Below are 20,504 nucleotides of genomic sequence, written 5' to 3'. Positions count from 1 at the left end.
GTCCGGCCGGACCGCGCCCGCGCCGGCCTGCGCGTTCACCCCGGCGGAGGTGGCGAGGGCGGACGTGACCTCTGCCTCGGTCAGGATGCGGGCGTCGAAGCCGTCCGCCGTCAGCCGGCTCGCCAGCTGGTCCGCCGCCCGCAGCAGCGAACGCTGCGCCCCGCCGAGCCCGCCGCCCCGCGCCCGCACGGCCTCCGGGCACAGCTTCGGGTCCAGCTTCAGGGCGAGCCACGTCAACCGGACCGCAGGGGTGCCGGTCTGCGCCTGGAGCGGCCCGTACGAGCGCGCGGCGACGGCGTGGTCCGGCAGGTGCGGACCGGGCGCGGGCTGGGTGTGCTGCACGACCTGGACGGACTCCAGGCGGATGCCGTCCGCGTCCAGTGCCTCGCGCAGCAGGCCCAGATTGAGCGGCCGCGTGTCCCGGCCCGCCCGCAGCGGGGTGTCGCGCGGCTGCACGAGGAGCACCGCCGTCAGGAACGTACCGTCGCCCACCATGCCGACGCCGCGCCCGCGCTGCCGGTCGGTGTAGGTGTACGTGCGCAGCGCGCCCTCGCATTCGAGGACCGGAGCCAGGACGGGGTCGGTCTCCTCGGCCCCGGCCGGCAGGGGCCGCCGCGCCGCCCGCAGCCGGGCCCGCAGGGCCAGGGCGGCCGTGATCCGGTCCAGCGCCGGACGCCCCCGCCACCGCAGGACTGCCGACAGCACCAGCACCGCCGCGACCAGGCCCGCCGGCACCAGCAGGACCCGGTCCGTCACCCACGCGGTCAGCATCAGCGCGCCGGCGATCTCCACCAGCACCAGCTGGTGCAGCCGCACCCCGCCGATCCGTCCGGGCCGTGGCCGCACCCTCGCCACTGCGGTCGTCGTGCTGCTCATCCCCCGGTAAGTCCCCTCGTGTCACGGCACTTGGTGTGTGGAACCCGGGCCCACGCTATCGCCCCCGGGCCCGCCGCCCGGGCGGCGGCGGGCATAGTGGGGGCGGTTCGCGGCGCGTCCGACCACGGGGAGAAGCAGGGCAGATGGCATCACGGCGGGACGAACTCAACGCCTACACCTTCGCGAAGAAGAGACTGGTCGCCGCCTTTCTGCAACCCTCGGCGGCCGGAACGGACGAGTCCGCGCCGCGCCCGCTGCGGGCCGTGCTGCCGGGCGTGGTGATCGGCGCCCTGCTGCTGGCCGGCTTCGGCGCCTGGGGCATCTTCAAGCCCAAGGTCCCCGGCGGCTGGGCCGACCCGGGCGCGCACGTCATCGTCGGCGGCGATTCGACCACCCGCTACGTGGTGCTGGAGACCAAGGGCGTCAAGCGCCTGCACCCGGTGCTGAACTTCGCGTCGGCCAAACTGCTCCTGGACCCCGACAAGTCCTCCGTCATGCAGGTCCCCGACTCCGAGCTCGACAGCGGCACGCTGCAACGGGGCCCGATGCTCGGCATACCGTACGCGCCCGACCGGCTGCCCGACGCGGCCGAGGCGGGCAGCAGCAAGCTGTGGGCGGTCTGCGAGCAGCCGGGCGCCGGCTCCGGGGACACCGTGCAGAAGGCGGTGTTCCTGCTCGCCGACCGGGAGGCCGGCAAGGTCGGCGGCAAGCGGCGCCTGCACGACGGACAGGCCCTGTACGTCGAGGCGGCCGGCGGCGACGGCACCCGGTACCTGGTGGACGCGGACGGCACCCGGCACGCGATCGGGACCACCGGGGGCGGCAAGCCCTCGGCCCGCGACGAAGTGCTGCGGCGCGCCCTGTTCAGCGAGGGGGCCCGTCCCCAGAAGGTCACGAAGGACTGGCTCGGCACCCTGCACCCCGGGTCGGCCGTCGACTTCCCGAAGCTCCCCGGCACGGCGGGCGACCCGGCCGGTATCGACGGCCTGGAGCCCCGCCTGAACCGGGTGGGCATGGTGCTCAAGGCCGTCGCCGGCACCGGAATGCAGCACTACGTCGTCCTGCCGGGCGCCGTGTCACCGGTCTCGGAGCTGGTGGCCCGGCTGCTGCTGACGAGCCCGGAGGCGGAGGTGCTCGGCCAGAAGGCGCGGCCCGCCGAGGTGGCCCCGCAGTCCTTCACCTCGTCGCCCGACGGGTTCTACGAGGAGAAGGGCTGGCCCGGAAGCGTCCCCGCCCAGGCCAACGACACCGACGCCCGGAAGGGGACCGTCTGCAACGTGCTGCACGGGGTCGACGCCAAGGGCGTGCCCGCACTCACCACCTGGGCCGGTCCCGGCTATCCGGTGAGCTTCTTGGACGGCGCCACCAGCGCGTACGTCACCCCGGGCAGCGGCATGCTGTACCGGCAGTTCAGCGGGGCCTCGCCCGGCACCGGCTCGGTCTTCCTGGTGACGGACACGGGGCTGCGGTACGCCGTGCAGAGCAACAACGACAGCAGCGCCGACCCCTCGGAGATCGGCGCGACCGCGAGCCCGGAAACGCCCGAGGAGCGGGCTGCCGAGGCCAACCAGGCGCAGATCAGGCTGGGTTACCAGAACGTGAAGCCGCTGCCGGTGCCGGAGGACTGGTCAAACCTGCTGCCCAAGGGGCCACGCCTCGACACGAACAGCGCCAAGCAGCCGCAGAGTTCCTGAGCCGGACGGAAGAGGAGCGCGAAATGATCACACGTAACGCATTCCGTTCCGCGGCCGTCCCCCCGGCCGTCTTCCTGCTTCTGACGTGTGCGGCGGGCATCGGTCTTCCGGTGTTCTCGGCGGTGCCCGCAAAAGCGGCGGATTCCGTTCCGCAAACGGGCGCCGAGGGCAGCGGCGAGTGCACTTTCCCGATGCCGAGGCAGATCCGGGGCCGCCCCTGGTCGCTCCAGCGGATCGTCTTCGATCAGCTCTGGCAGGACACCAAGGGCAAGGGCGTCCGGGTCGCGGTGATCGACACCGGGGTGGACGTGACCAACCCGCAGCTGAGGACCGCCGTCGACCGGGGCGCCGGCGCCGACCTGCTCCCGGTGCGGAACCCGGACGGCTCGCCGGCCAAGGGCAAGACCAAGGGCACGGCCAAGGGCAAGGGAAAGAAGGGCGGCGGGGACGGCACGCTGGACACGGTCGGCCACGGCACCAAGGTCGCGGGCATCATCGCCGCCCGCCCGCGCACGGGCACCGGGTTCGTCGGCCTGGCCCCGGAGGCGACGATCATCCCCGTCCGGCAGAACGACGACCAGGGCACCGGCACCGCCGCGACGATGGCCGCCGCCATCCGCCACGCCATCAAGGAGCACGCCCGGGTCATCAACATCTCGCAGGACACGGCGCGGCCCCTGCGCGCCGACTCGGACCTGGCGCTGGCGGTGCGCGAGGCGCTGAAGAACGACATCGTCGTGGTGGCCTCGGCCGGCAACGACGGGCTCGCCGCGCAGGTCAAGGCCACCTATCCGGCGGCGTACCCGGGGGTCCTGGCGGTGGCGGCCTCGGACCGCAACGACGAGCGGGCGCCGTTCTCGCAGACCGGTGACTTCGTCGGGGTCGCGGCACCGGGCGTCGACATGGTGTCCACCGTCCCCAGGGGCGGCCAGTGCGTGGACAACGGCACCAGCTTCTCGGCGCCGTACGTGGCGGGGGTGGCCGCGCTCATCCGGGCCAAGCACCCGGACTGGAAACAGGCCCAGGTGGTGGCCCAGATCGAGCAGACCGCCTCGCGCGCGGTGAACGGGCGGGACGAGTTCGTCGGCTGGGGGGTGGTGGACCCGGTGCGCGCCCTCAACGACGACGAGCACCCGGTGAACGCGCCCACCCCGGACCGCGCGGTCGCGGACGGGCCGGTGGGGCCGGAGCCGGTGGCGCTCCAGCTCGGGGAGACCAGGCAGGAGCGGATGACCCGGATCTCCACGTACGTCCTGGCGGCCACGGGGCTCCTCGCCGCGGTGATCGCGGGTGTGGCGGTCCTGGTGCGGGACCGGGACCGGGACCGGGACCGGCAGGGCGCGCCCCAGCGGTGAATAGGTGAATACCCAACAACTCCGTTTGTCTTAAAGCGTGTTGGCATCGTTTGCCTTTGCAGCTAAGGTGACAAACGCAAAAATGCGGTCTGATCCAGACGCGGTAGTCGGTGGTCCGGAAGTCCGCACCATTCCTTGCAGGGGGGAAGACGCGCAGTGGGAGACAAGGACAAGTTCAAGATCTCAGCCGAAGAGATCGACAGGCTCATCATCGAACTCGGCTATATGCACGACACGCTCGAAGGCAGGATCACCGCTCTCAACGGGGTCATCGACTCGGTCGAAGGCCACTGGAAGGGCGTCGCCGCCAACGCGTACAACGGTCTCCAGACGCAGGTCAACCTGGACGTGCGCAGCCTGAAGGAACTTCTGGACTTCACGCGGGAAGCGGTCCGGATGAGCCGCGACGGCTTCGACGCCGAGGAGGTCGAGCGGCTCAACAGCTTCAAGGGCATCGGCGGCGTCGACCACCTGGGCAGCAACGGAATCCTGGACCGGTTCCAGGTCTCGTAGCCCGTCCGCGCCACCCCGTTCGCCTTCCGCATCCGCTCAGGAGACTGTTCATGGAGATCACGTACGCCGGCGTCGTCGAGGCGTCCAACCAGGTCAGGTCCGCCGCCGACACCATCAAGACCCAGCTCGAAACGCTGGACGGCAAGGTCAAGGCCGTCGTCGCGACCTGGGACGGTGAGACCCAGCGGGCGTTCTACGACCGCCACAGCGGCTGGGACCTCAAGGTCAACCACATGCACGAGACGCTGATGACGATCGCGAACAAGCTCCTGGAAGCGACCGAGGGCTACCACGCGAACGACCTCGCCCAGTCGCGGCGTTTCCACGGCTGACCGGCGGCCTGCGGGTGCGGGGCGGGGGGTCCGTCTCCCGCACCCGCGGGCGGCGGCACCACGGCACTTGAGGGGGGTGCTGGCATGGGATCTCGTCTACCGGACGATCCACCGCTGTACGAACCGGGCGCACCCGACCTGGACGCGCCGGGCGAGTCGCTGAAGAGCTTCAAGTCCCGGGTGGACCGGTTGCTCATGACGCTCGACGGGTCGTCGGCGGCGCACGGGCGGATCACCGAGCAGAAGGTCGCCGCGGCGGCGTACGGCACGCGGTTCGTGGAGGCCATGGCGCTGTCCACCACCTATGCGCTGGTGCATCTGCGCCTGACGGAGCTCTCCAGGACGCTCGGTGAGCAGTTGGAGGCGATGGGCATCACCGTCGATCTCGCCGATCGGGACTACGAGGACGTCGATCAGGAGTACGCGAACCGCCTGCGTGCGATCCAGAAGCGCCTCGAAGACGGCTACAAGGGGCCGGATGCCGGGCCGGATGCCGATACCCACACCGGGGCGCCGAAGGGCGATCCGGCCAAGGGCGGGTGGGCGTCCGGTGAGCGGAACAGCTACTAGTCACGCGATCTGAACCGGGGAGGGGGGACATCCATGGGTGACCAGGGCAAGCTGCCGCCGCTGAACGGACACCACGCCACCACCGACTTCGAGAACATGCCCCTTGAGGCCATGCTGAGCCTGATCCGCGGGGCGGACCCCGCGTCGATCATGGGCAGCGGCACGGCGCTGATCGACGCGCAGACCGAGATCGAGAAGATCGGCACCGAGCTCAAGGCGCACGTGAGCCGCACCACGTGGAAGGGCAAGGGCGGCGACGCCTTCCGGGAGTGGGGTGACGACTTCGCCAAGGAAACGCTGAAACTGGCCGACTACGCCGGAGCCGCGGGCTCCTCGCTGCAGACGGCGGGCCAGGCTCTGAGCGAGGTGAGCACGGCGCTGCAAGGCCACTCGGACGTCACCTCCGAGTGCTACGCGGACGTGGCGAAGGAGAAGGCCCGGCTGGAGGCCGTGGAGAAGGCGCGGAACGAGGCGATTCCGCAGATGAACAAGCTCGCCTCCTACTACATGATGGCGCTGGAGACGATATCCGCGCAGGAGGAGCCGCAGTTCAAGCCGTTGCCGGATGCTGCGCTGCCGGAGATGCCGGTTGGCGGCGGACAGGAGCGCTACGGCTCTCCGGCCCCGAACACCGGTGGCACGCCCCCGGACTTCGGCGCGGTGAACACCGGTGTCGCGGTGACCGCACAACAGCCGGTCACCGCACAGCCCGTCGACGGCACCACGTCGCCCGTCACCAGCGTGCCCGCCACCACTCCGCACGCGGTATCCACTCCGCAAGCAGTCACCGCGACACCCGCGCCCCTGGACACCACGGGTACGAACATCGACACGGTGACGATGCCGCAGGCCACGCCGAGCACGGTGACTCCGCCCACCGGCGGGCCCCCGTCGCTGCCGGTGAGCGGGGGCGGTGGACCGACCCCGATTCCGCCTGTGGCGCTGCCCTCGCCGACGGGCCCGTTCGGCCCCAGGGGCCCACGCGTGACCCCGGTCCCGCCCGTGGGCAGGGGTGGTGCCCCGAGCGTCCGGCCGCCGGCCGTGCCCCGGGCAGACCCGGCCATCCACGGCGGAACGCCCGCCCGGCCCGTGACCGGCCCCGTCGCCGGCGGGCCGCGTGGGACGGTGATCGGTAGCGAGACGCCGGTGACCGGCCGCGGGATGATGGGCGGTCACGGCGTCGGACCGGTCGGCTCACCCATGGGGCGCGGCGTCGGCGCCGGAGCCTCGCGGCGCCTGGTCACCGAGCCGGGCGGTACGGTGGGCACGCCTCGCGGCACAGGAGCGGCACGGGAGTTCACCCCTGGCGGCACCGGTCTGGTGAGGGGGGCGGGCATGGGTGCGATGGGCCCCATGGGCGGCGCCCAGACCGCGCGTCGGCGCCCGAGACGGGACGGCGGCGCATCCCCGGACTACCTCACCGAGGACGAGGAGACCTGGGCCACGGGGGACGGTGTGGTCCCGCCCGTGATCGACTAGAAGCTCGGGTGGGTGGCATGAGGTCAACGGTCTCGCGACGGCGTGGGCGGGCGTCGGCGGTGGTGTCGGCGCTGGGGGCCCTGCTCCTCCTGGGCGGCGTCGTCGCCCCGGCGGCCCAGGCGGACACCATGCGCGACCGCCAGTGGTACCTGGACCGCATGCAGGCACCGGAGATGTGGAAGGCCAGCACCGGCAAGGGGATCACCGTCGCCCTGCTCGACACCGGGGTCATTCCCACCGTGCCGGAACTGACCGGGAAGGTGCTCAGGGGCAGGAACTTCATGGAGCCCGAGCGCGGCGCGCACAAGGACAGGAACGGGCACGGAACCGCGATGGCGATGCTGATCACGGGCAATGGCGTGAACGGCCAAGGCGTGAAAGGGCTCGCGCCGGGCGCGCGCATCCTCCCGCTGACCGTCTTCGGTTCGTCGAAGGAGTCCGGCACCAACAGCATTCCGGCGCTCGTGGAAGCCATCCGGTATGCCGCCGACAGCGACGCGCAGATCATCAGCATGTCCTTGGCCTTCGGTGCCTACATGGTCGATGAGCAGGAGCGGGAATCGATCCAGCAGGCCGTGGACTACGCGATCGGGCGCGGGAAGCTGCTTCTGGCGGGCACCGGGAACACCGGCGAAGTGGGCAACGACGTCGGCTACCCCGCCGCCACCCTCGGCGTCGTGGGCGTCGGCGCCACCGACAAGACCGGGACGGTGACGAAGTTCTCGGTGTCCGGCCCCCAAGTGGTCCTCGCCGCACCGGGTATCGACATTCCGATCCGCTGCGTCGACGGCGAGACGGGCTATTGCAGCAGCTGGGGCACCAGCCAGGCCACCGCCATCGCCTCCGCCTCCGCCGCCCTCGTCTGGTCGCTGCACCCGGACTGGACCGGCAATCAGGTGCTGCGGGTCCTCATGAACACCGCGGGCAGGCCCGACAAGGCCGTCCTTCCCAGCCGCTATCTCGGCTACGGCACCGTCCGCCCCCGGGTCGCCGTCCTAGGCGACCCCGGCGCCCCGGGCCCCGCCGACGTGAACCCCCTGGTGGCGGCCCACGAGGCTGCCTCCCCGTCCCCCTCCGCGCCCAGCCCCTCCGCGAGGGCGTCGAAGCAGCCGGCACCGGCGGCCACCCAGGTGGCGACGGACGAGGCCGGCCGGGGCGACGGGAGCCCGACCGGCTGGATCGTCACCGGCGCGGCCACGGCCGCCGTGGTGGCCGCCGGCGCGGTGTTTCTGGTGCGCCGGAGGAACAAGGCCCAGCGCTCGCCGGCAGTCACCGCGTACAACGTCCACCACCCCCACGAGCCCTAGTCCGTCTCCGGCTCAAGCCACCCCGTCTGGACCAGGGCCGACGCGCCCCGGCGGGTGACGAACAGGCCGCGTCCGGGCGGCAGCGGGCGGGCCTTCACGTTGCCGAGGAGCTCGCCCTCGCCGGGGTGGCCGGACAGGACGACGCCCTGGGCGCCCAACTCCTTGAAGCGCTGGATGAACGGCTCGTACGAGGAGCGGCCGGCGCCCGCGCTGCTGCGGGCGATGATGAAGTTCACGCCGGTGTCCCGGGCGAACGGCAGGTTGTCCACCAGCTGGGCCAGCGGGTTGCCGGAGGACGTGGCGACCAGGTCGTAGTCGTCCACGACGATGAACGCCCGGGGCCCGCGCCACCAGCTGCGGGTGCGCAGCTGCTGCGGGGTCACGTCCGGCCCGGGGATGCGGCTGGTGATCAGGGTGTTCATGTCGCCCAGGTACGACTCGAAGGTGCTCTGTGCCGTCGCGTAGCCGACGAGGTACGGCTCCGGCACGCACTCCAGCAGGCTGCGCCGGTAGTCCCCGACGCAGATCAGCGCCTCCTGCGGGGTGTAGCGGGCGGTGATCTGCTTGATCAGCAGCCGTAGCAGGGCCGTCTTCCCGGACTCCGACTCGCCGAACACCGCGAACAGCGGGTCGGTGTCGAAGTCGACGTACACCGGTGCGAGGTTCATCTCGTCGATGCCGATCGCGACACCGCGCCGGGCGGAGTCGGCGGGCCCGGACGGCAGGTCCCGGGCGGCCAGCGTCCGGGGCAGCATCCGGACCGCCGGGGCGTGCGGTCCCGGCCAGCCGTCGGTGACCTCGCGGACGAACGCGGCGGTCGCCTCGGACAGGTCGTCGCCGCCCCCGCCCGCCGAGTCGTCGGTGCGCGGCAGGGCGCCCATGAAGTGCAGTTTCTCCGCCGTGAGGCCGCGGCCCGGGGTGCCGACCGGGACGTTCTTGGCGACCTTGCGGTCCAGTTCGGAGTCGGTCGGGTCGCCGAGGCGCAGCTCCAGGCGGCTGAGCAGCTGGTCCCTGAGCGCGGCGCGCATCTCCATGTAGCGGGAGACGGTGACGACCAGATGGATGCCGAGGCCGAGGCCCCGGGCGCCGATGTCGGCGACGACGGGCTCCAGGAACTCGTAGTCCGTCTTGAAGGACTGCCAGCCGTCGATGACCAGGAAGACGTCGCCCCACGCCTCGTCCGGCAGCCGTCCGGCCGCGCGCAGCCGGCGGTACGTGGTGATCGAGTCGATGTTGTTGTCCCGGAAGAACGCCTCGCGCCGGCTGAGGATGCCGGCGACCTCGGCGACCGTACGGCGGACCTTCTCCGGGTCGAGCCGGGAGGCGACCCCGCCGACGTGCGGCAGGTCCCCGATGGCGGACATGCCACCGCCGCCGAAGTCCAGTCCGTAGAACTGCACTTCATACGGGGTGTGGGTGAGGGCGAAGGCGCCGATGAGGGACCGCAGGAGCGTCGATTTCCCGGAGCGGGGACCGCCCACGACCAGCATGTGTCCCGCGGCGCCGGAGAAGTCGCGGACCAGGGTGTCGCGGCGCTGCTCGAACGGCTTGTCCACCAGGCCGAACGGGACGACCAGGGCGCCGTTCCGCGCGTATGCGGGGGAGTGCAGCCCGCGTTCGGGCGTGACCGCGCGCGGAGGCAGCAGCCGGTCGAGCGAGGGTGCCTCGGTGAGCGGCGGCAGCCACACCTGGTGGGCCTGGGGCCCCTGCCCCTCCAGGCGGCCGGCGATGACGTCGAGGACGGTGTCCGCCAGCGCGTCGGGCGTCGCCCGGCCGGGGGCGAGGGAGACGTCCGGCTCGGGCTCCGGGTAGTGGACCGCGACCGGGGCGGCGGTGAAGAGGGCCGGGCGGCGGTCCATGGCGGGCCCGTCTCCGGTGACCGGCGCGGACCCGGGCCGGTAGGCCCCCGACACGTACGCCGCCTTGAAGCGGGTCATCCCCTCCGTGCCGAACTTCAGGAACCCGGAACCGGGCACCGACGGCAGGTGGTAGGCGTCGGGCACCCCCAGGGCGGTGCGGGACTCGGCGGCGGAGAACGTCCGCAGACCGATCCGGTACGAGAGGTAGGTGTCCAGTCCGCGCAGCCGCCCCTCCTCCAGACGCTGCGAGGCCAGCAGCAGATGCACGCCCAACGACCGGCCGATGCGGCCGATCTGGATGAACATGTCGATGAAGTCGGGCTTGGCGGACAGCAGTTCACTGAACTCGTCGATCACCAGGACCAGTGAGGCCAGCGGTTCGAGGGCGGCCCCGGCGGCGCGCGCCTTCTCGTAATCGGTGAGGTTCGCGTAGTTGCCCGCCGCCCGCAGAAGCTCCTGGCGCCGCTGGAGTTCACCCGTGATGGAGTCCCGCATGCGGTCGACCAGGGTGAGGTCGTCCGCCAGGTTGGTGATGACCGCGGCGACGTGCGGGAGGTCCGCCATCCCGGAGAAGGTGGCGCCGCCCTTGAAGTCCGCCAGGACGAAGTTCAGGGTCTCCGACGAGTGGGTGACCGCGAGGCCCAGCACCAGGGTGCGCAGCAGTTCGGACTTGCCGGAGCCGGTCGCGCCCACGCACAGCCCGTGCGGCCCCATGCCCTCCTGCGCGGCCTCCTTGAGGTCGAGCATGACCGGGGAGCCGTCCTCGCCGACCCCGATCGGGACCCGCAGCCGGTCGGCCGCCGAGCGGGGCCGCCACACCGTGGCGGTGTCGACCGCGGCGGGGTCGCCGATGGACAGCAGGTCCGTGAAGTCCAGGTTGGCCAGAAGCGGTTCGTCGTCGTCCGCGCCGCTGCCCATCCGGAACGGGGCCAGCCGGCGGCCCAGCGCCTCCGCGACCTCCACCGGCAGCTGGTCGGGCGTGCCGTGGTAGGTGGCGCCGGCCGATTCCAGCCGCAGCCTGCCCGGCCGCACCGCGATGTGCAGCCCGCCGCGCGGTTCCTCCAGCTCCTCCGGGACGATCTCCAGGACGGTGACCCCCTGGAGCCCTTCCGCCGAGGCGAACAGTGAGTCCTGCGGGACGACGCCGCCGTCCAGGACGAGGACGACATGGGGCTGGTCCAGGAGCGGTGTGGCCTCGCGGTTGAAGCGCGAGCGGCCGTCCAGGGCGGGGCGGAGCAGCTCCTCGACCTCGGCCAGGTCGTCGCTGAACATCCGCTTGGTGCCGGCCCCGTCGTACGCGCCGGCGACCTGGGTGTGCGGCAGCCACTTCGTCCAGTCCCACTGGTCCGTGACGTCCGGGGCGGCGACGACCGCGACCACCAGGTCGTCCGGGGAGTGCAGCGCGGCCAGTCCGGCGACCATCGCGCGGGCCGAGCCGCGTACCGACGCCGGGTCGCCGGAGGCCACCACGTGGTAGAAGGCGCGCAGGGACACCGCCATGGGCAGCCGTTCCAGCGAACCGTGCGTGGCCAGGAACCGGTGCATGGCGCCGGCCGACAGCGGCTCCAGCTCCTCCACCGGTGCCGTGGTGGGCGCGACGAGCGGGGTCCACAGCTGCTGCGGGCCCAGGCCGACGCGGACCTGCCCGAAGTCGTCGTCGGCGATCCGGCGTTCCCAGAGCCGTTCCCCGTCCACCAGCGACCACAACTGGTCGGGGTCCGGGTGCAGATAGAACTGCGCCTCGCGCTGGGCGCGCGCGGTGCGGCGCACCTTGCGCCGGGTCTGAGCGAGGTACTTCAGGTAGTCGCGGCGCCCCTCGGCGGACTGGCCCTGGGTGCCCTTGCGATGGCGCACCACCTGGGCGATGGCCATGGCCGCGGTGGACAGCAGCATCATGACGCCCATGATCTTCATGAACGGGTGCGAGCCCGGCATGAAGAAGAACACCACCGACGAGCCCATGCCGAGCATCGGCAGGAGCTGCATCGCCATGCCCTCCTGCTGCCCGCGCGGCAGCTCCGGAGGAGGCTCGACCCGCAGTTCTTCGGCCGAAGTCGTGGGTGGCATCGTGCGGGGCGGGCGTTTGACGACGATCTGGGACACCGGCGAATCAGCCCCTCAGTGCGGCTCGGAGCCCTGTGGGCCGGCACCCCCGTGGCAGCGGCCTACCTCCGCGCGCCGATCATCCTAATGTAGGCATGGAGGGACCTCGATAGGGTGACGTCCCGTGGGCGTACGGCAGTGCTCCGCGGACCCGGTCCGGGAGCGCCGATCAGCGAACGAGGGGACCACGCGGGTGAGTTCGACCCTGACAAGCACCGGCTTCTGCCGTATCACGGTCGTGGCGCCGGACAGCCGTATCGACGTGGCGCTGCCGGACGACGTCACGGTCGCCGACCTGCTGCCGGAGATCCTGCGGCTGACCGGCCAGGAGACGCCCCCGGGCGCCCCGCCCGGCTACCACCTGACCCGCCGTGACAACACCGTGCTCGACGCCTCGCACACCCTGGGCGCCCAGCGGGTGCTGGACGGGGACGTGCTGCGGCTGCGGCCCTTCACCGAATCGCTCCCGCCCGCCGTCTTCGACGACGTCGCCGACGCGGTCGCCTCCGCCGTCCGCAAGGACCGCGCGCTGTGGGGCGACGAACTCCTGGGCGCGGCGGGCCTCTTCGGCGGCGCGCTGCTGCTCGTCCTGATGGGCTTCCTGCTCTGGTCCGCCGATCCGGTCCGGCACGACATGCACGGGCTCCCGGGCGTCGTCTCCGCCGCCGTCGGCCTGCTGCTCGCCGTGCTCGCCGGGGTTCGTGCCCGGCGTTACGCCGACCGGGCCTCCGCGGTCGCGCTCGGCCTCGCGGCCCTGCCGCACGTCATGATCGCCGGGTCCGGGCTCCTCGCCCTCGACCCGGGCACCGGGACCGGGCGCCTCCAGTTCATGCTGGGCTGCGCCGCGGTGCTCGTGGTCTCCGCCGGGCTCGTCGTCGCGACGCCCGCGGGCGACGCCCCGTTCGTGGCGTTCGTCCTCGCCTCGGCCGTCGGGACCCTCGCCACGTACCTGTCGATCGTCACGGAGGCCCGGCCCCGCGACACGGCCGCCGTCTGCGCGGTCGTCGCGATCGGCGCCCTCGCCTTCCTGCCCGGTCTCTCCGCCCGGGTCGCCCAGCTGCCCATCGGCTACGCGGCCCCGCACCCCACGACGGACGCCGACCTCGACCGGGACCCCGGCCTCGGGGACGCCGAACCCGTCGACGCCGAACGCATCGCCGCTCAGGCCCGGCGCGGCCACGAACTGCTGCTCGGCCTCGTCGGCGGATGCAGCGTGGTCGTGGTCGCCTCGGCCGCCGTCCTCGGCTTCTCCTCCGACGCCTGGGGGCAGGCCCTCGCACTGACCGCCGGTCTCGCGATGCTGCTCCGCGCCCGGCTCTTCCGCTACACCGCCCAGGTCGCCGCCGTGCTCGGCGCGGGCATCGCCGCGCTCGGCCTGCTGGTGCTCGGGCTGTCCCTCAACCCTCCGGCCGGCGCCGTCGCCGAGCTCCTGACCGAGCACGACCACGGCCCGCTCGACATCCGTACGCTGTGGCTCGCCGCGGCTGTCGCGGGGGGCGCCGCCCTCCTGACCGGGATCGCGCTGATCGTCCCCCGCAAGGGCCTCTCCCCGTTCTGGGGCCGCCTCTCCGACCTGTCCGAGACCCTGCTGCTCCTCGCCCTCGTCCCCCTCTGCCTGGCCGTCCTCGACCTGTACTCCGCGGCGCGCTCCATGACCGGCTGACCGCCCGGGCTCACCCCCGCCCGTCGTGCTCCCCCAGCACCGCCTCGACCACCCGGAGCTCGACGGCCGCCCGCGCCGGGTCCTCGCCCGCGTCCTGCGCCAGGTTCAGCAGCGCCTTCCACAGCGCCCAGCCCCGGGCCCGCGCCCAGGTCCCGGGGTCCTGAGCGGCCGCCTCCCGGAACGCCTCGCGGCTCTCACCGTCGAACAGGGTCCAGGCGATCACCAGGTCGCAGGCCGGGTCGCCCACGCCGGAGGTGCCGAAGTCGATGACGGCGGCCAGTTCGCCGCCCTGGACCAGGAGGTTGCCGGACGCGATGTCGCCGTGGAACCACACCGGGTCCCCGTGCCACTCGGCGGCGAGGGCCGCCTCCCAGACCGCCCGCGCCCGGTCCGGGTCCACGCGGTCCGCCAGGGCGGCCAGGCAGCGCCGGGTCTGCGCGTCGTAGTGCGCGGGCGGGGTGCCCCGGTACCAGCTGTGCTCGCCCGCCGCCGGGCCGCCGGTCGGATCGCAGCGCCGGAGGGCGCCCAGAAACGCGCCCACGGAGGCCGCGAAGCCGGACAGGTCCGCGATGTGCCCGCGTGCCGCCGTCTCGCCGGGGAGCCAGCGCCGCACCGACCAGGGGAACGGGTAGCCCTCGCCGGGCGCGCCCAGGGCGAGGACCGGGGGGACCGGGACCGGCAGCGAGGGGGCCAGGCGCGGCAGCCAGACGTGCTCCTTCTCCACGGCGGGGACGTAGCCCGCGGCGGTGGGCAGCCGGACCGTCATGGCGTCGCCGAGGCGGTACGTGCGGTTGTCCCAGCCGTCGATCTCGACGGGGACCACGGGCAGGCCGCTCCACTGCGGGAACTGCGCGGCGATCAGCCGCTCCACGAGCGCGGCGTCGATGCCCGCGCGGCCGTCGGGATGTGCGTGGGGGAGGGAAGAGGACATCGGGCGATCATCACCCCCGGACCCGCCCGCCGCAACGGAATTCGATGCGCCTCGGAGCCGTACAAAGCCCTTGGTCCCTGCACCTGTTCGATTACAGTGCTGCGCAGTTACCGCACAGTCGCACAGGGGAACGAAACCACGGCATACGGGAGTGGCGCGGTGAGCACAGGGATGTTGGCCGTCTGGGGGCGGTCCGAGCAGCAGGACTTCCGCAGCCGGGTACGCGGCACCCTCCTCGGCGGTGCCCTCGGGGACGCGCTCGGCGCCGGTGTCGGCCCCCTCACCCTGGAGGAGATCCGCGCCGCCCACGGTCCCGACGCCGTCACCGGTTTCGTCCCCGCCCACGGCGCGCGCGGCACGGTCACCGCGGCCACCCAGCTCACCCTGTTCACCGTCGACGGGCTGATCCGCGCCCAGGTCCGCCGCGACACCGGCGCCTGGCACCCGCCCACCGACGTGCACCGGGCCCACCTGCGCTGGGCCGCGACCCAGCACGACTGGGGGCCCGACGAGCGCCGCGCGGACAACGGCTGGCTCGCCGGGCAGGAATGGCTCTACACCCGCCGTGACCCCACCCGGGAATGCCTGGGCGGTTTCGGCGACGACATCATGGGCACCCTGGACCGGCCCAAGTACCCCGCCGCCCACGACGCCGCCGCGCTGACCCGGTCCGCGCCCTTCGGGCTGCTCGTCGGCTGGGAGGCGCAACTCGTGTTCCAGCTCGCCGTCGAGTGCGCCGCGCACACCCACGGCCACCCCACCGCCCTGCTCTCCGCCGGTGCCTTCGCGGTCGTCGTGCACGGTCTCGCGCGCGGCGGGACCCTGGACGGCTCCGTGCAGCACGCGCTGGGGCTGCTCGCGGACCACCCGGGCCACGAACCCGTCACCGAGGCGCTGCGCCGCGCCCTCGGCGCCGTACGCCAGGGCATCCCGGGGCCCGCGCTCATCGAGTCCCTGGGCGTCACGGACTCGGCCGAGGAGGTGCTGGCGGTCGCGGTGTACTGCGCGCTCGTCGGGGAGGACGTGCGGCACGGGCTGCGGCTGGCGGTGAACCACGGGGGGCCGTCCGCCGCGACCGGGGCGCTGTGCGGGGCGATGCTGGGCGCGATGCACGGGGAGACCGCGCTGCCCCCGGCCTGGCTCGCCGAGCTGGAGGGGCGGGCCACCCTCCTCGAACTCGCCGACGACTTCGCCATGGAGATGACCCAGGGGCCCGCCCTGCACAGCCCGGCCGGCGCCGCCCCGGGCTGGCTGGCCCGCTACCCGCGCGGCTGACGGGCGGGTAGCGGGGGCACCGGAGGTGGCGGGGGCGGCGGGGTCACCGGAGGCGGCGGGGGCGGCGGGGCTACTCCTTCGCCCCCTCGGTCACCGCCGCCTCGCCCGGGCCGGCCTGGGCGGGCACCGCCGCCCGGCCGTCGCCGTCCGTGTTGATCCGCTCGATCAGCGCGTCGCGTTCCGGGGTGTCCTCCGGGCGTACGAAGCCGATCACCACGTACAGCACCAGCGAGATCGCCAGCGGCAGCGCCACCTGGTACTGGAGCGCCACCCCTTCCTTCACCGAGCCGTCCAGGTCGTAGTTGGTGAAGTAGAACGCCAGCAGCCCCGCCGCCCAGCTGACGAGCGCCGCCGTCGGCCCCGACTTCCGGAAGCGGCGCAGCAGCCCCAGCATGAACGGGATCGCGATCGGGCCCATCAGCCCGGCGACCCACTTGATGACGACCGAGATGATGTCCTTGAACGTCGGCGAGTTGATCTGCGTCGCCAGCGCCATGGACAGCCCGAGGAAGCCCAGCGTGGACAGCCGCGCCGCGAGCAGCCCGGCCCGGCCGCTCCACTCGCGGGCGGCCTTGGAGAAGACCGGGGCGATGTCCCGGGTGAAGACGGCCGCGATCGCGTTGGCGTCGGAGGAGCACATGGCCATGGTGTGCGAGAAGAACCCGACGACGACCAGGCCCAGCAGCCCGTGCGGCAGCAGCTGTTCGGTCATCAGCGCGTAGCTGTCGGAGGCGTCCGGCTTCTGCGCGTCCACCAGCAGCGGGGCGCACCACATCGGGAAGAAGAGGACCGTCGGCCACACCAGCCACAGGATGGCCGAGAGCCGCGCCGAACGGGTCGCGGAGGCGGCGGAGTCCGTGGCCATGTAGCGCTGGGCCTGGTTCCACATGCCGCCGTTGTACTCGAAGGTCTTGATGAACAGGTACGCCAGCAGGAACGTCACGGTGTACGGGCCGGCCGTCGGGTCCGCGTGCCCCTCGGGCAGCTTGTCCCAAACCGTCCACAGGGTGCTGAAGCCGTCCAGCTCGTGCATCGCGGTGACGAGCATCGCGAGCCCGGCGAACAACTGGATGACGAACTGGCCCAGTTCGGTGAGCGCGTCGGCCCACAGACCGCCGACCGTGCAGTAGACGGCCGTGATGAGGCCGGTGATGAAGATGCCCTGGGTGAGGGTGATCCCGGTGAAGACGGACAACAGCGTGGCGATGGCGGCCCACTTGGCGCCCACGTCCACGATCTTCAGCAGCAGTCCGGACCAGGCCAGCGCCTGCTGGGTCGGCACGTTGTAGCGGTTCTTGAGGTATTCGAGCGGGGACGCCACGTACAGCCGCGAACGCAGCCGGTTGAGCCGGGGCGCGAAGAGCTTCGCGCCGATGCCGATGCCGATCGCGATCGGCAGCGACCAGGTGACGAACGAGGTGACGCCGTACTGGTACGCGATGCCGGCGTAGCCCGTGAACATCACGGCGCTGTACCCCGACATGTGGTGCGAGATGCCGGACAGCCACCAGGGCATCCTGCCGCCCGCGGTGAAGAAGTCGCTGACGTTGTCGACACGCTTGTGGGACCAGAGCCCGATCGCGATCATCACGCCGAAGTAGCCGATGAGCACGACCCAGTCGAGACTGTTCATATGTCCCCTCCCGGGGTCCGCCTTGTGAACGGGGTGCGCACTTCGCCAGTACGGCCGCTCAGCGGTGCCCCGTGCGGGAGCGGGGACTTCGGGGATTGAACCTCCTGTCCGATACCCCGGTCAAGGATTCTTTCGGTCACAGATGTGAACACAGATCAGCAAGAGGAACGATTTTACTCGTTCTTGACTTACGAAAGCGTTGTCGTGAACGTGACGACGGCCACACGATGAGCGGGCGCTTCGCCAGGCTGTGAGCGCAGGGAAGCCGGAAGGGGAGCACGAAGAAGACCGCACGGGATGCGGGTCCCGTGCGGTCGAGAAGGAGGGGAACTGCCAGAGAGTCCAGCCCGGAAACGGCGAAAGCCCTCTCGGCCAGGACGGCGGGCCGGTCGAGAGGGCCTGGTGCGGGCCGCGGCGCGAGTGCGCGGCCGGGTCGCGCGGTGTCAGAAGCCGGCGGTGCGCGTGACGTCCAGGACGAACGCCGACCAGGTCTTCGCGGAGAAGTCCAGGACTCCGCTGGCCACGCTCTTCGAGTCGCGGACCAGCAGGGCGTGCCCCTCCGCCGCCTTGACCTCCACACAATTCCCATTCGCGGAATAGGAGGACTTGGTCCACTCCGTCAGTGCGTTCTGCCGAATCGCCATAATGACTCCGATGGTTGTGCCGGTCGTTGGGCGGTGCGCCCAGCCGCTGCGCCCAGCGACTGGTGAGGACGCTACGCCGCAACATCATCGAGCGTCGGCGGCGTTCACTCGTTCGGATGACTTACGCCTTGGTGGTCTTCCGGCACGACCTGGCGGAGGTGTACCTTCCGCGCCGCCCCGGAAGTAACCGTGGCGGACGCGGAATTCGTCACGCTCCGCAGTTCTCCGCCGCCCGGAGAATGTACGCGCGGGACTGCTCGGCACTCAGCGCCTTCGCGCGCAGGTGTTCGTACATCACGGCATAACTCTGGACGTCGGGCGCCTTTTCCAGATACAGGTCGCTGGTGATGCCTTCGAGATAGACGACGCTCGCGTCCATGTCCTCCTGGAATTCGAGGATCGTGTAACTCCCGTACATCCCCGGGTGCGCCCCGACGGTGTACGGCAGGACCTGGAGCGTCACGTGGGGCAGCTGGCTCAGCTCCGCCAGGTGCCTCAACTGGTCCGCCATCACCTGCGGACTGCCCACGACGCGGCGCAGCACGGCCTCGTCGATCACGGCCCAGAACCGCAGCGGTTCGACCGGATCGGTCAGGCGGTCCTGACGCTTTATGCGGATCTGGATGCGCTTGTCGATCTCGGTGGGCGTGGCCTCCGGCCACATCCCCTCGATCGCCGCCTGCGCGTACTCCCGCGTCTGCAGCAGGCCGGGGACGATCAGCGACTCGTACACCCGCAGGGACGCCGCGTCGGTCTCCAGGCCGATGTACACGCTGTAGGGGATGTCCCCGAACGCGTGCCACCAGCCCTGCTGGCGGGAGTCCTTGGCCATCTGCATCAACGAGTCGACCAGGCGGCGGTCCTCGACCTCGTACACTCCGCAGAGATCGCGGACGTCGCGCTGGCTGATGGAGCGGCGGCCGTTCTCCAGGCGGCTGATCTTCGACTGCGACACCAGCAGCCGGTCCGCCACCTCCTCGGCGGTCATTCCCTTGACCTCGCGCAGTCGGCGCAATTCCTGTCCCAACCGGCGTCGCCTGACGGTGGGATTGACGTTGGACGGCACGGAAACGGCACCTCCGGCTATGTAGCTGTGCGTATCTACTGCTGAGCAGATTGCCACCCCCGGGCCCGGCCGCGCTGGGAAACGGCCACACACAGCGGCGCGGGGCAGTCGGTGATACCGACTGCCCCGCGCCTCGTGCGGCTCCCGGACCGGGTCTGGCTGACAACGGTGCGGCGATCTTCGGTTGTTGGCGTGGTGGTACGGGTGGTGACGGTGAAGCTCCGTGGTGCGGCGGCGGTCCCCAGGGGGTGCCTTGCCGGTCACGGCCGGGTCCGGCCCCGACCGACAGGACGCCCCCTAGGGCGTGTTTCGAAAGTCCCGCCTGTCCGGCGACGCCTGGCACGCACGCTCGCCGCGTTGTCGGGATCACCCCGATACAACCAGTATCGGGGCGACCCTCCGCCTTGCGGTCGCACGCACCAGACGCCGCCGGACCCGCCCTACGGGCGGACGGCGCTACTTTCGAAACGCGCCCTAGTGGGCCGCGGTCTGCGCCATGCTGCCGCGCCGTGACGGCGACGGTACTTGCGGTTGCAACGGAACACCGGCCGCCTGAGCGCGGCGCGGCTGTGCGACCGCCCCGTTCTGCACGTCCATCACGGCGTGCGCGACGAGACCGCCCATCGGGTCGTGCCTGATCAGGTCCCGGAGCCGGGAGCGCGATGAACGCCCCTCGTTCCCGGGGTACAGGTGCTTGCCGAGTCCGACCGCGTGGGCCAGTGCGGCGAGCGCCGCGGTCCGCGGGTCCGGCGGTACACCGGTGCGGATCGCACTGTCCAGCCTGGCCCTGATGTCCCGGCTGATCGCCGTGTCCGTCGCCTGGTAGCGAGTCGTCGGCAGCACTCCGCACATCTGGCCCGCGACGGCATGCACCATGCCGCACCGCTCCAGATGAGCGAGGTAAATCTGGCGGAGCCCCAGCCGGGGTCCGCCGATCCAGTGGACCGCCCGGACCGGACTGCCGCGCCTGCGCAGCAGTTCCAGTGCGGAGTCCAGGGTCGGATCTCCTGTCGGCCGTGGCATCACCACGGCGATACGATCCCCGTCTGGGGCTATCCGTCCTGCCAGGGCCAGCTCCACTAGCTGGGCTCCGGCGAGGCCGAGGTCGAGCGACTGCGGCTGCGCTGTGGTACCCGTGGTCGGGTCCAGAGCGAGCAGCAGAAGCTCCTCCGGAATTGTTCTGCGGCTCCTGCCCATCCATGCC

The 20,504-nt window shown here is 72.0% G+C and carries 16 protein-coding genes; 9 read left to right on the top strand and 7 right to left on the bottom strand.

The genetic code is table 11. The annotated features are described in order from the left end of the window. A partial coding sequence (eccE, locus tag G3I41_RS28530) for a type VII secretion protein EccE (protein WP_203601780.1) occupies positions 1–876 on the bottom strand: 876 nt, incomplete at its 3' end. Positions 877–1,019: 143 nt separating this feature from the next. On the opposite strand from eccE, the gene eccB reads away from it, so the two are divergent. The 7 genes from eccB to G3I41_RS28495 all read left to right on the top strand — a co-directional run bounded on the left by eccB (position 1,020) and on the right by G3I41_RS28495 (position 8,126). Continuing rightward, positions 1,020–2,570 carry a type VII secretion protein EccB gene (gene eccB / locus G3I41_RS28525; RefSeq protein ID WP_164403254.1) on the top strand — a complete coding sequence of 517 codons (1,551 nt, stop codon included), beginning with the start codon at positions 1,020–1,022 and terminating at the stop codon, positions 2,568–2,570. 191 nt (positions 2,571–2,761) lie between these two features. Then, positions 2,762–3,925, top strand: coding sequence for a type VII secretion-associated serine protease mycosin (mycP, locus tag G3I41_RS28520; protein WP_164403253.1), 1,164 nt, complete (start codon positions 2,762–2,764; stop codon positions 3,923–3,925). A 156-nt stretch (positions 3,926–4,081) separates the two neighbouring features. After that, on the top strand, positions 4,082–4,438 hold the full coding sequence (locus G3I41_RS28515; protein ID WP_164403252.1) for a WXG100 family type VII secretion target: 357 nt from the start codon (positions 4,082–4,084) through the stop codon (positions 4,436–4,438). A 50-nt stretch (positions 4,439–4,488) separates the two neighbouring features. Further along, complete coding sequence (locus G3I41_RS28510) at positions 4,489–4,770, top strand: WXG100 family type VII secretion target (protein WP_164403251.1); 282 nt, start codon at positions 4,489–4,491, stop codon at positions 4,768–4,770. An 84-nt stretch (positions 4,771–4,854) separates the two neighbouring features. Beyond that, entirely contained in the window at positions 4,855–5,340 is a 486-nt protein-coding gene (locus G3I41_RS28505; RefSeq protein ID WP_164403250.1) for a hypothetical protein, read from the top strand. Between the two features lie 33 nt (positions 5,341–5,373). Continuing rightward, positions 5,374–6,819, top strand: a complete 1,446-nt coding sequence (locus G3I41_RS28500) for a hypothetical protein (protein ID WP_164403249.1) — start codon at positions 5,374–5,376, stop codon at positions 6,817–6,819. Positions 6,820–6,836: 17 nt separating this feature from the next. Further along, a complete protein-coding gene (locus tag G3I41_RS28495; RefSeq protein WP_203601778.1) occupies positions 6,837–8,126 on the top strand; it encodes a S8 family serine peptidase in 1,290 nt (429 codons plus the stop codon). Here G3I41_RS28495 and eccCa read toward each other — a convergent pair. Then, positions 8,123–12,088: a type VII secretion protein EccCa gene (eccCa, locus tag G3I41_RS28490; protein ID WP_164403248.1), complete on the bottom strand. Its 3,966-nt coding sequence runs from the start codon at positions 12,086–12,088 to the stop codon at positions 8,123–8,125. The genes G3I41_RS28495 and eccCa overlap by 4 nt on opposite strands. Positions 12,089–12,281: 193 nt before the next feature. Here eccCa and eccD point away from each other — a divergent pair, with 193 nt between their 5' ends. Then, positions 12,282–13,751: a type VII secretion integral membrane protein EccD gene (gene eccD, locus G3I41_RS28485; RefSeq protein ID WP_164403247.1), complete on the top strand. Its 1,470-nt coding sequence runs from the start codon at positions 12,282–12,284 to the stop codon at positions 13,749–13,751. A gap of 10 nt (positions 13,752–13,761) precedes the next feature. Here eccD and G3I41_RS28480 read toward each other — a convergent pair whose 3' ends face one another. Then, positions 13,762–14,682 carry an aminoglycoside phosphotransferase family protein gene (locus G3I41_RS28480; protein WP_164403246.1) on the bottom strand — a complete coding sequence of 307 codons (921 nt, stop codon included), beginning with the start codon at positions 14,680–14,682 and terminating at the stop codon, positions 13,762–13,764. 159 nt (positions 14,683–14,841) lie between these two features. Here G3I41_RS28480 and G3I41_RS28475 point away from each other — a divergent pair, with 159 nt between their 5' ends. Next, the gene (locus G3I41_RS28475) at positions 14,842–15,957 is read left to right on the top strand and encodes an ADP-ribosylglycohydrolase family protein (RefSeq protein ID WP_164403245.1); all 1,116 of its coding nucleotides are present in this window, start codon (positions 14,842–14,844) and stop codon (positions 15,955–15,957) included. Positions 15,958–16,027: 70 nt separating this feature from the next. Here G3I41_RS28475 and G3I41_RS28470 read toward each other — a convergent pair whose 3' ends face one another. The 4 genes from G3I41_RS28470 to G3I41_RS28455 form a co-directional block, all read right to left on the bottom strand. Then, complete coding sequence (locus tag G3I41_RS28470; protein WP_164403244.1) at positions 16,028–17,590, bottom strand: sodium:solute symporter family protein; 1,563 nt, start codon at positions 17,588–17,590, stop codon at positions 16,028–16,030. Between the two features lie 443 nt (positions 17,591–18,033). Continuing rightward, positions 18,034–18,234 (bottom strand): DUF397 domain-containing protein, encoded by a 201-nt coding sequence (locus tag G3I41_RS28465; RefSeq protein ID WP_164403243.1) that lies wholly within the window; start codon positions 18,232–18,234, stop codon positions 18,034–18,036. Positions 18,235–18,442: 208 nt separating this feature from the next. Then, positions 18,443–19,300 (bottom strand): helix-turn-helix transcriptional regulator, encoded by an 858-nt coding sequence (locus G3I41_RS28460; protein ID WP_164403242.1) that lies wholly within the window; start codon positions 19,298–19,300, stop codon positions 18,443–18,445. Between the two features lie 474 nt (positions 19,301–19,774). Next, complete coding sequence (locus G3I41_RS28455) at positions 19,775–20,497, bottom strand: GPP34 family phosphoprotein (protein WP_164403241.1); 723 nt, start codon at positions 20,495–20,497, stop codon at positions 19,775–19,777. Between the last annotated feature and the right edge of the window lie 7 nt (positions 20,498–20,504).

Origin of the sequence: Streptomyces sp. SID9727 (assembly GCF_010550605.1) — a bacterium.
Classification (GTDB): Bacteria; Actinomycetota; Actinomycetes; order Streptomycetales; family Streptomycetaceae; genus Streptomyces.
Note: the sequence above shows the minus strand (reverse complement) of the source record. Positions and strands in the feature narration are given on the sequence as shown.

Excerpts from the sequence above, each read along its gene's own strand:
- eccB (WP_164403254.1), top strand. The coding sequence starts at position 1,020 with ATGGCATCACGGCGGGACGAACTCAACGCCTACACCTTCGCGAAGAAG.
- mycP (WP_164403253.1), top strand. The coding sequence starts at position 2,762 with ATGCCGAGGCAGATCCGGGGCCGCCCCTGGTCGCTCCAGCGGATCGTC.
- G3I41_RS28510 (WP_164403251.1), top strand. The coding sequence starts at position 4,489 with ATGGAGATCACGTACGCCGGCGTCGTCGAGGCGTCCAACCAGGTCAGG.
- G3I41_RS28505 (WP_164403250.1), top strand. The coding sequence starts at position 4,855 with ATGGGATCTCGTCTACCGGACGATCCACCGCTGTACGAACCGGGCGCA.
- G3I41_RS28500 (WP_164403249.1), top strand. The coding sequence starts at position 5,374 with ATGGGTGACCAGGGCAAGCTGCCGCCGCTGAACGGACACCACGCCACC.
- G3I41_RS28495 (WP_203601778.1), top strand. The coding sequence starts at position 6,837 with ATGAGGTCAACGGTCTCGCGACGGCGTGGGCGGGCGTCGGCGGTGGTG.
- G3I41_RS28480 (WP_164403246.1), bottom strand. The coding sequence starts at position 14,682 with ATGTCCTCTTCCCTCCCCCACGCACATCCCGACGGCCGCGCGGGCATC.
- G3I41_RS28470 (WP_164403244.1), bottom strand. The coding sequence starts at position 17,590 with ATGAACAGTCTCGACTGGGTCGTGCTCATCGGCTACTTCGGCGTGATG.
- G3I41_RS28465 (WP_164403243.1), bottom strand. The coding sequence starts at position 18,234 with ATGGCGATTCGGCAGAACGCACTGACGGAGTGGACCAAGTCCTCCTAT.
- G3I41_RS28455 (WP_164403241.1), bottom strand. The coding sequence starts at position 20,497 with ATGGGCAGGAGCCGCAGAACAATTCCGGAGGAGCTTCTGCTGCTCGCT.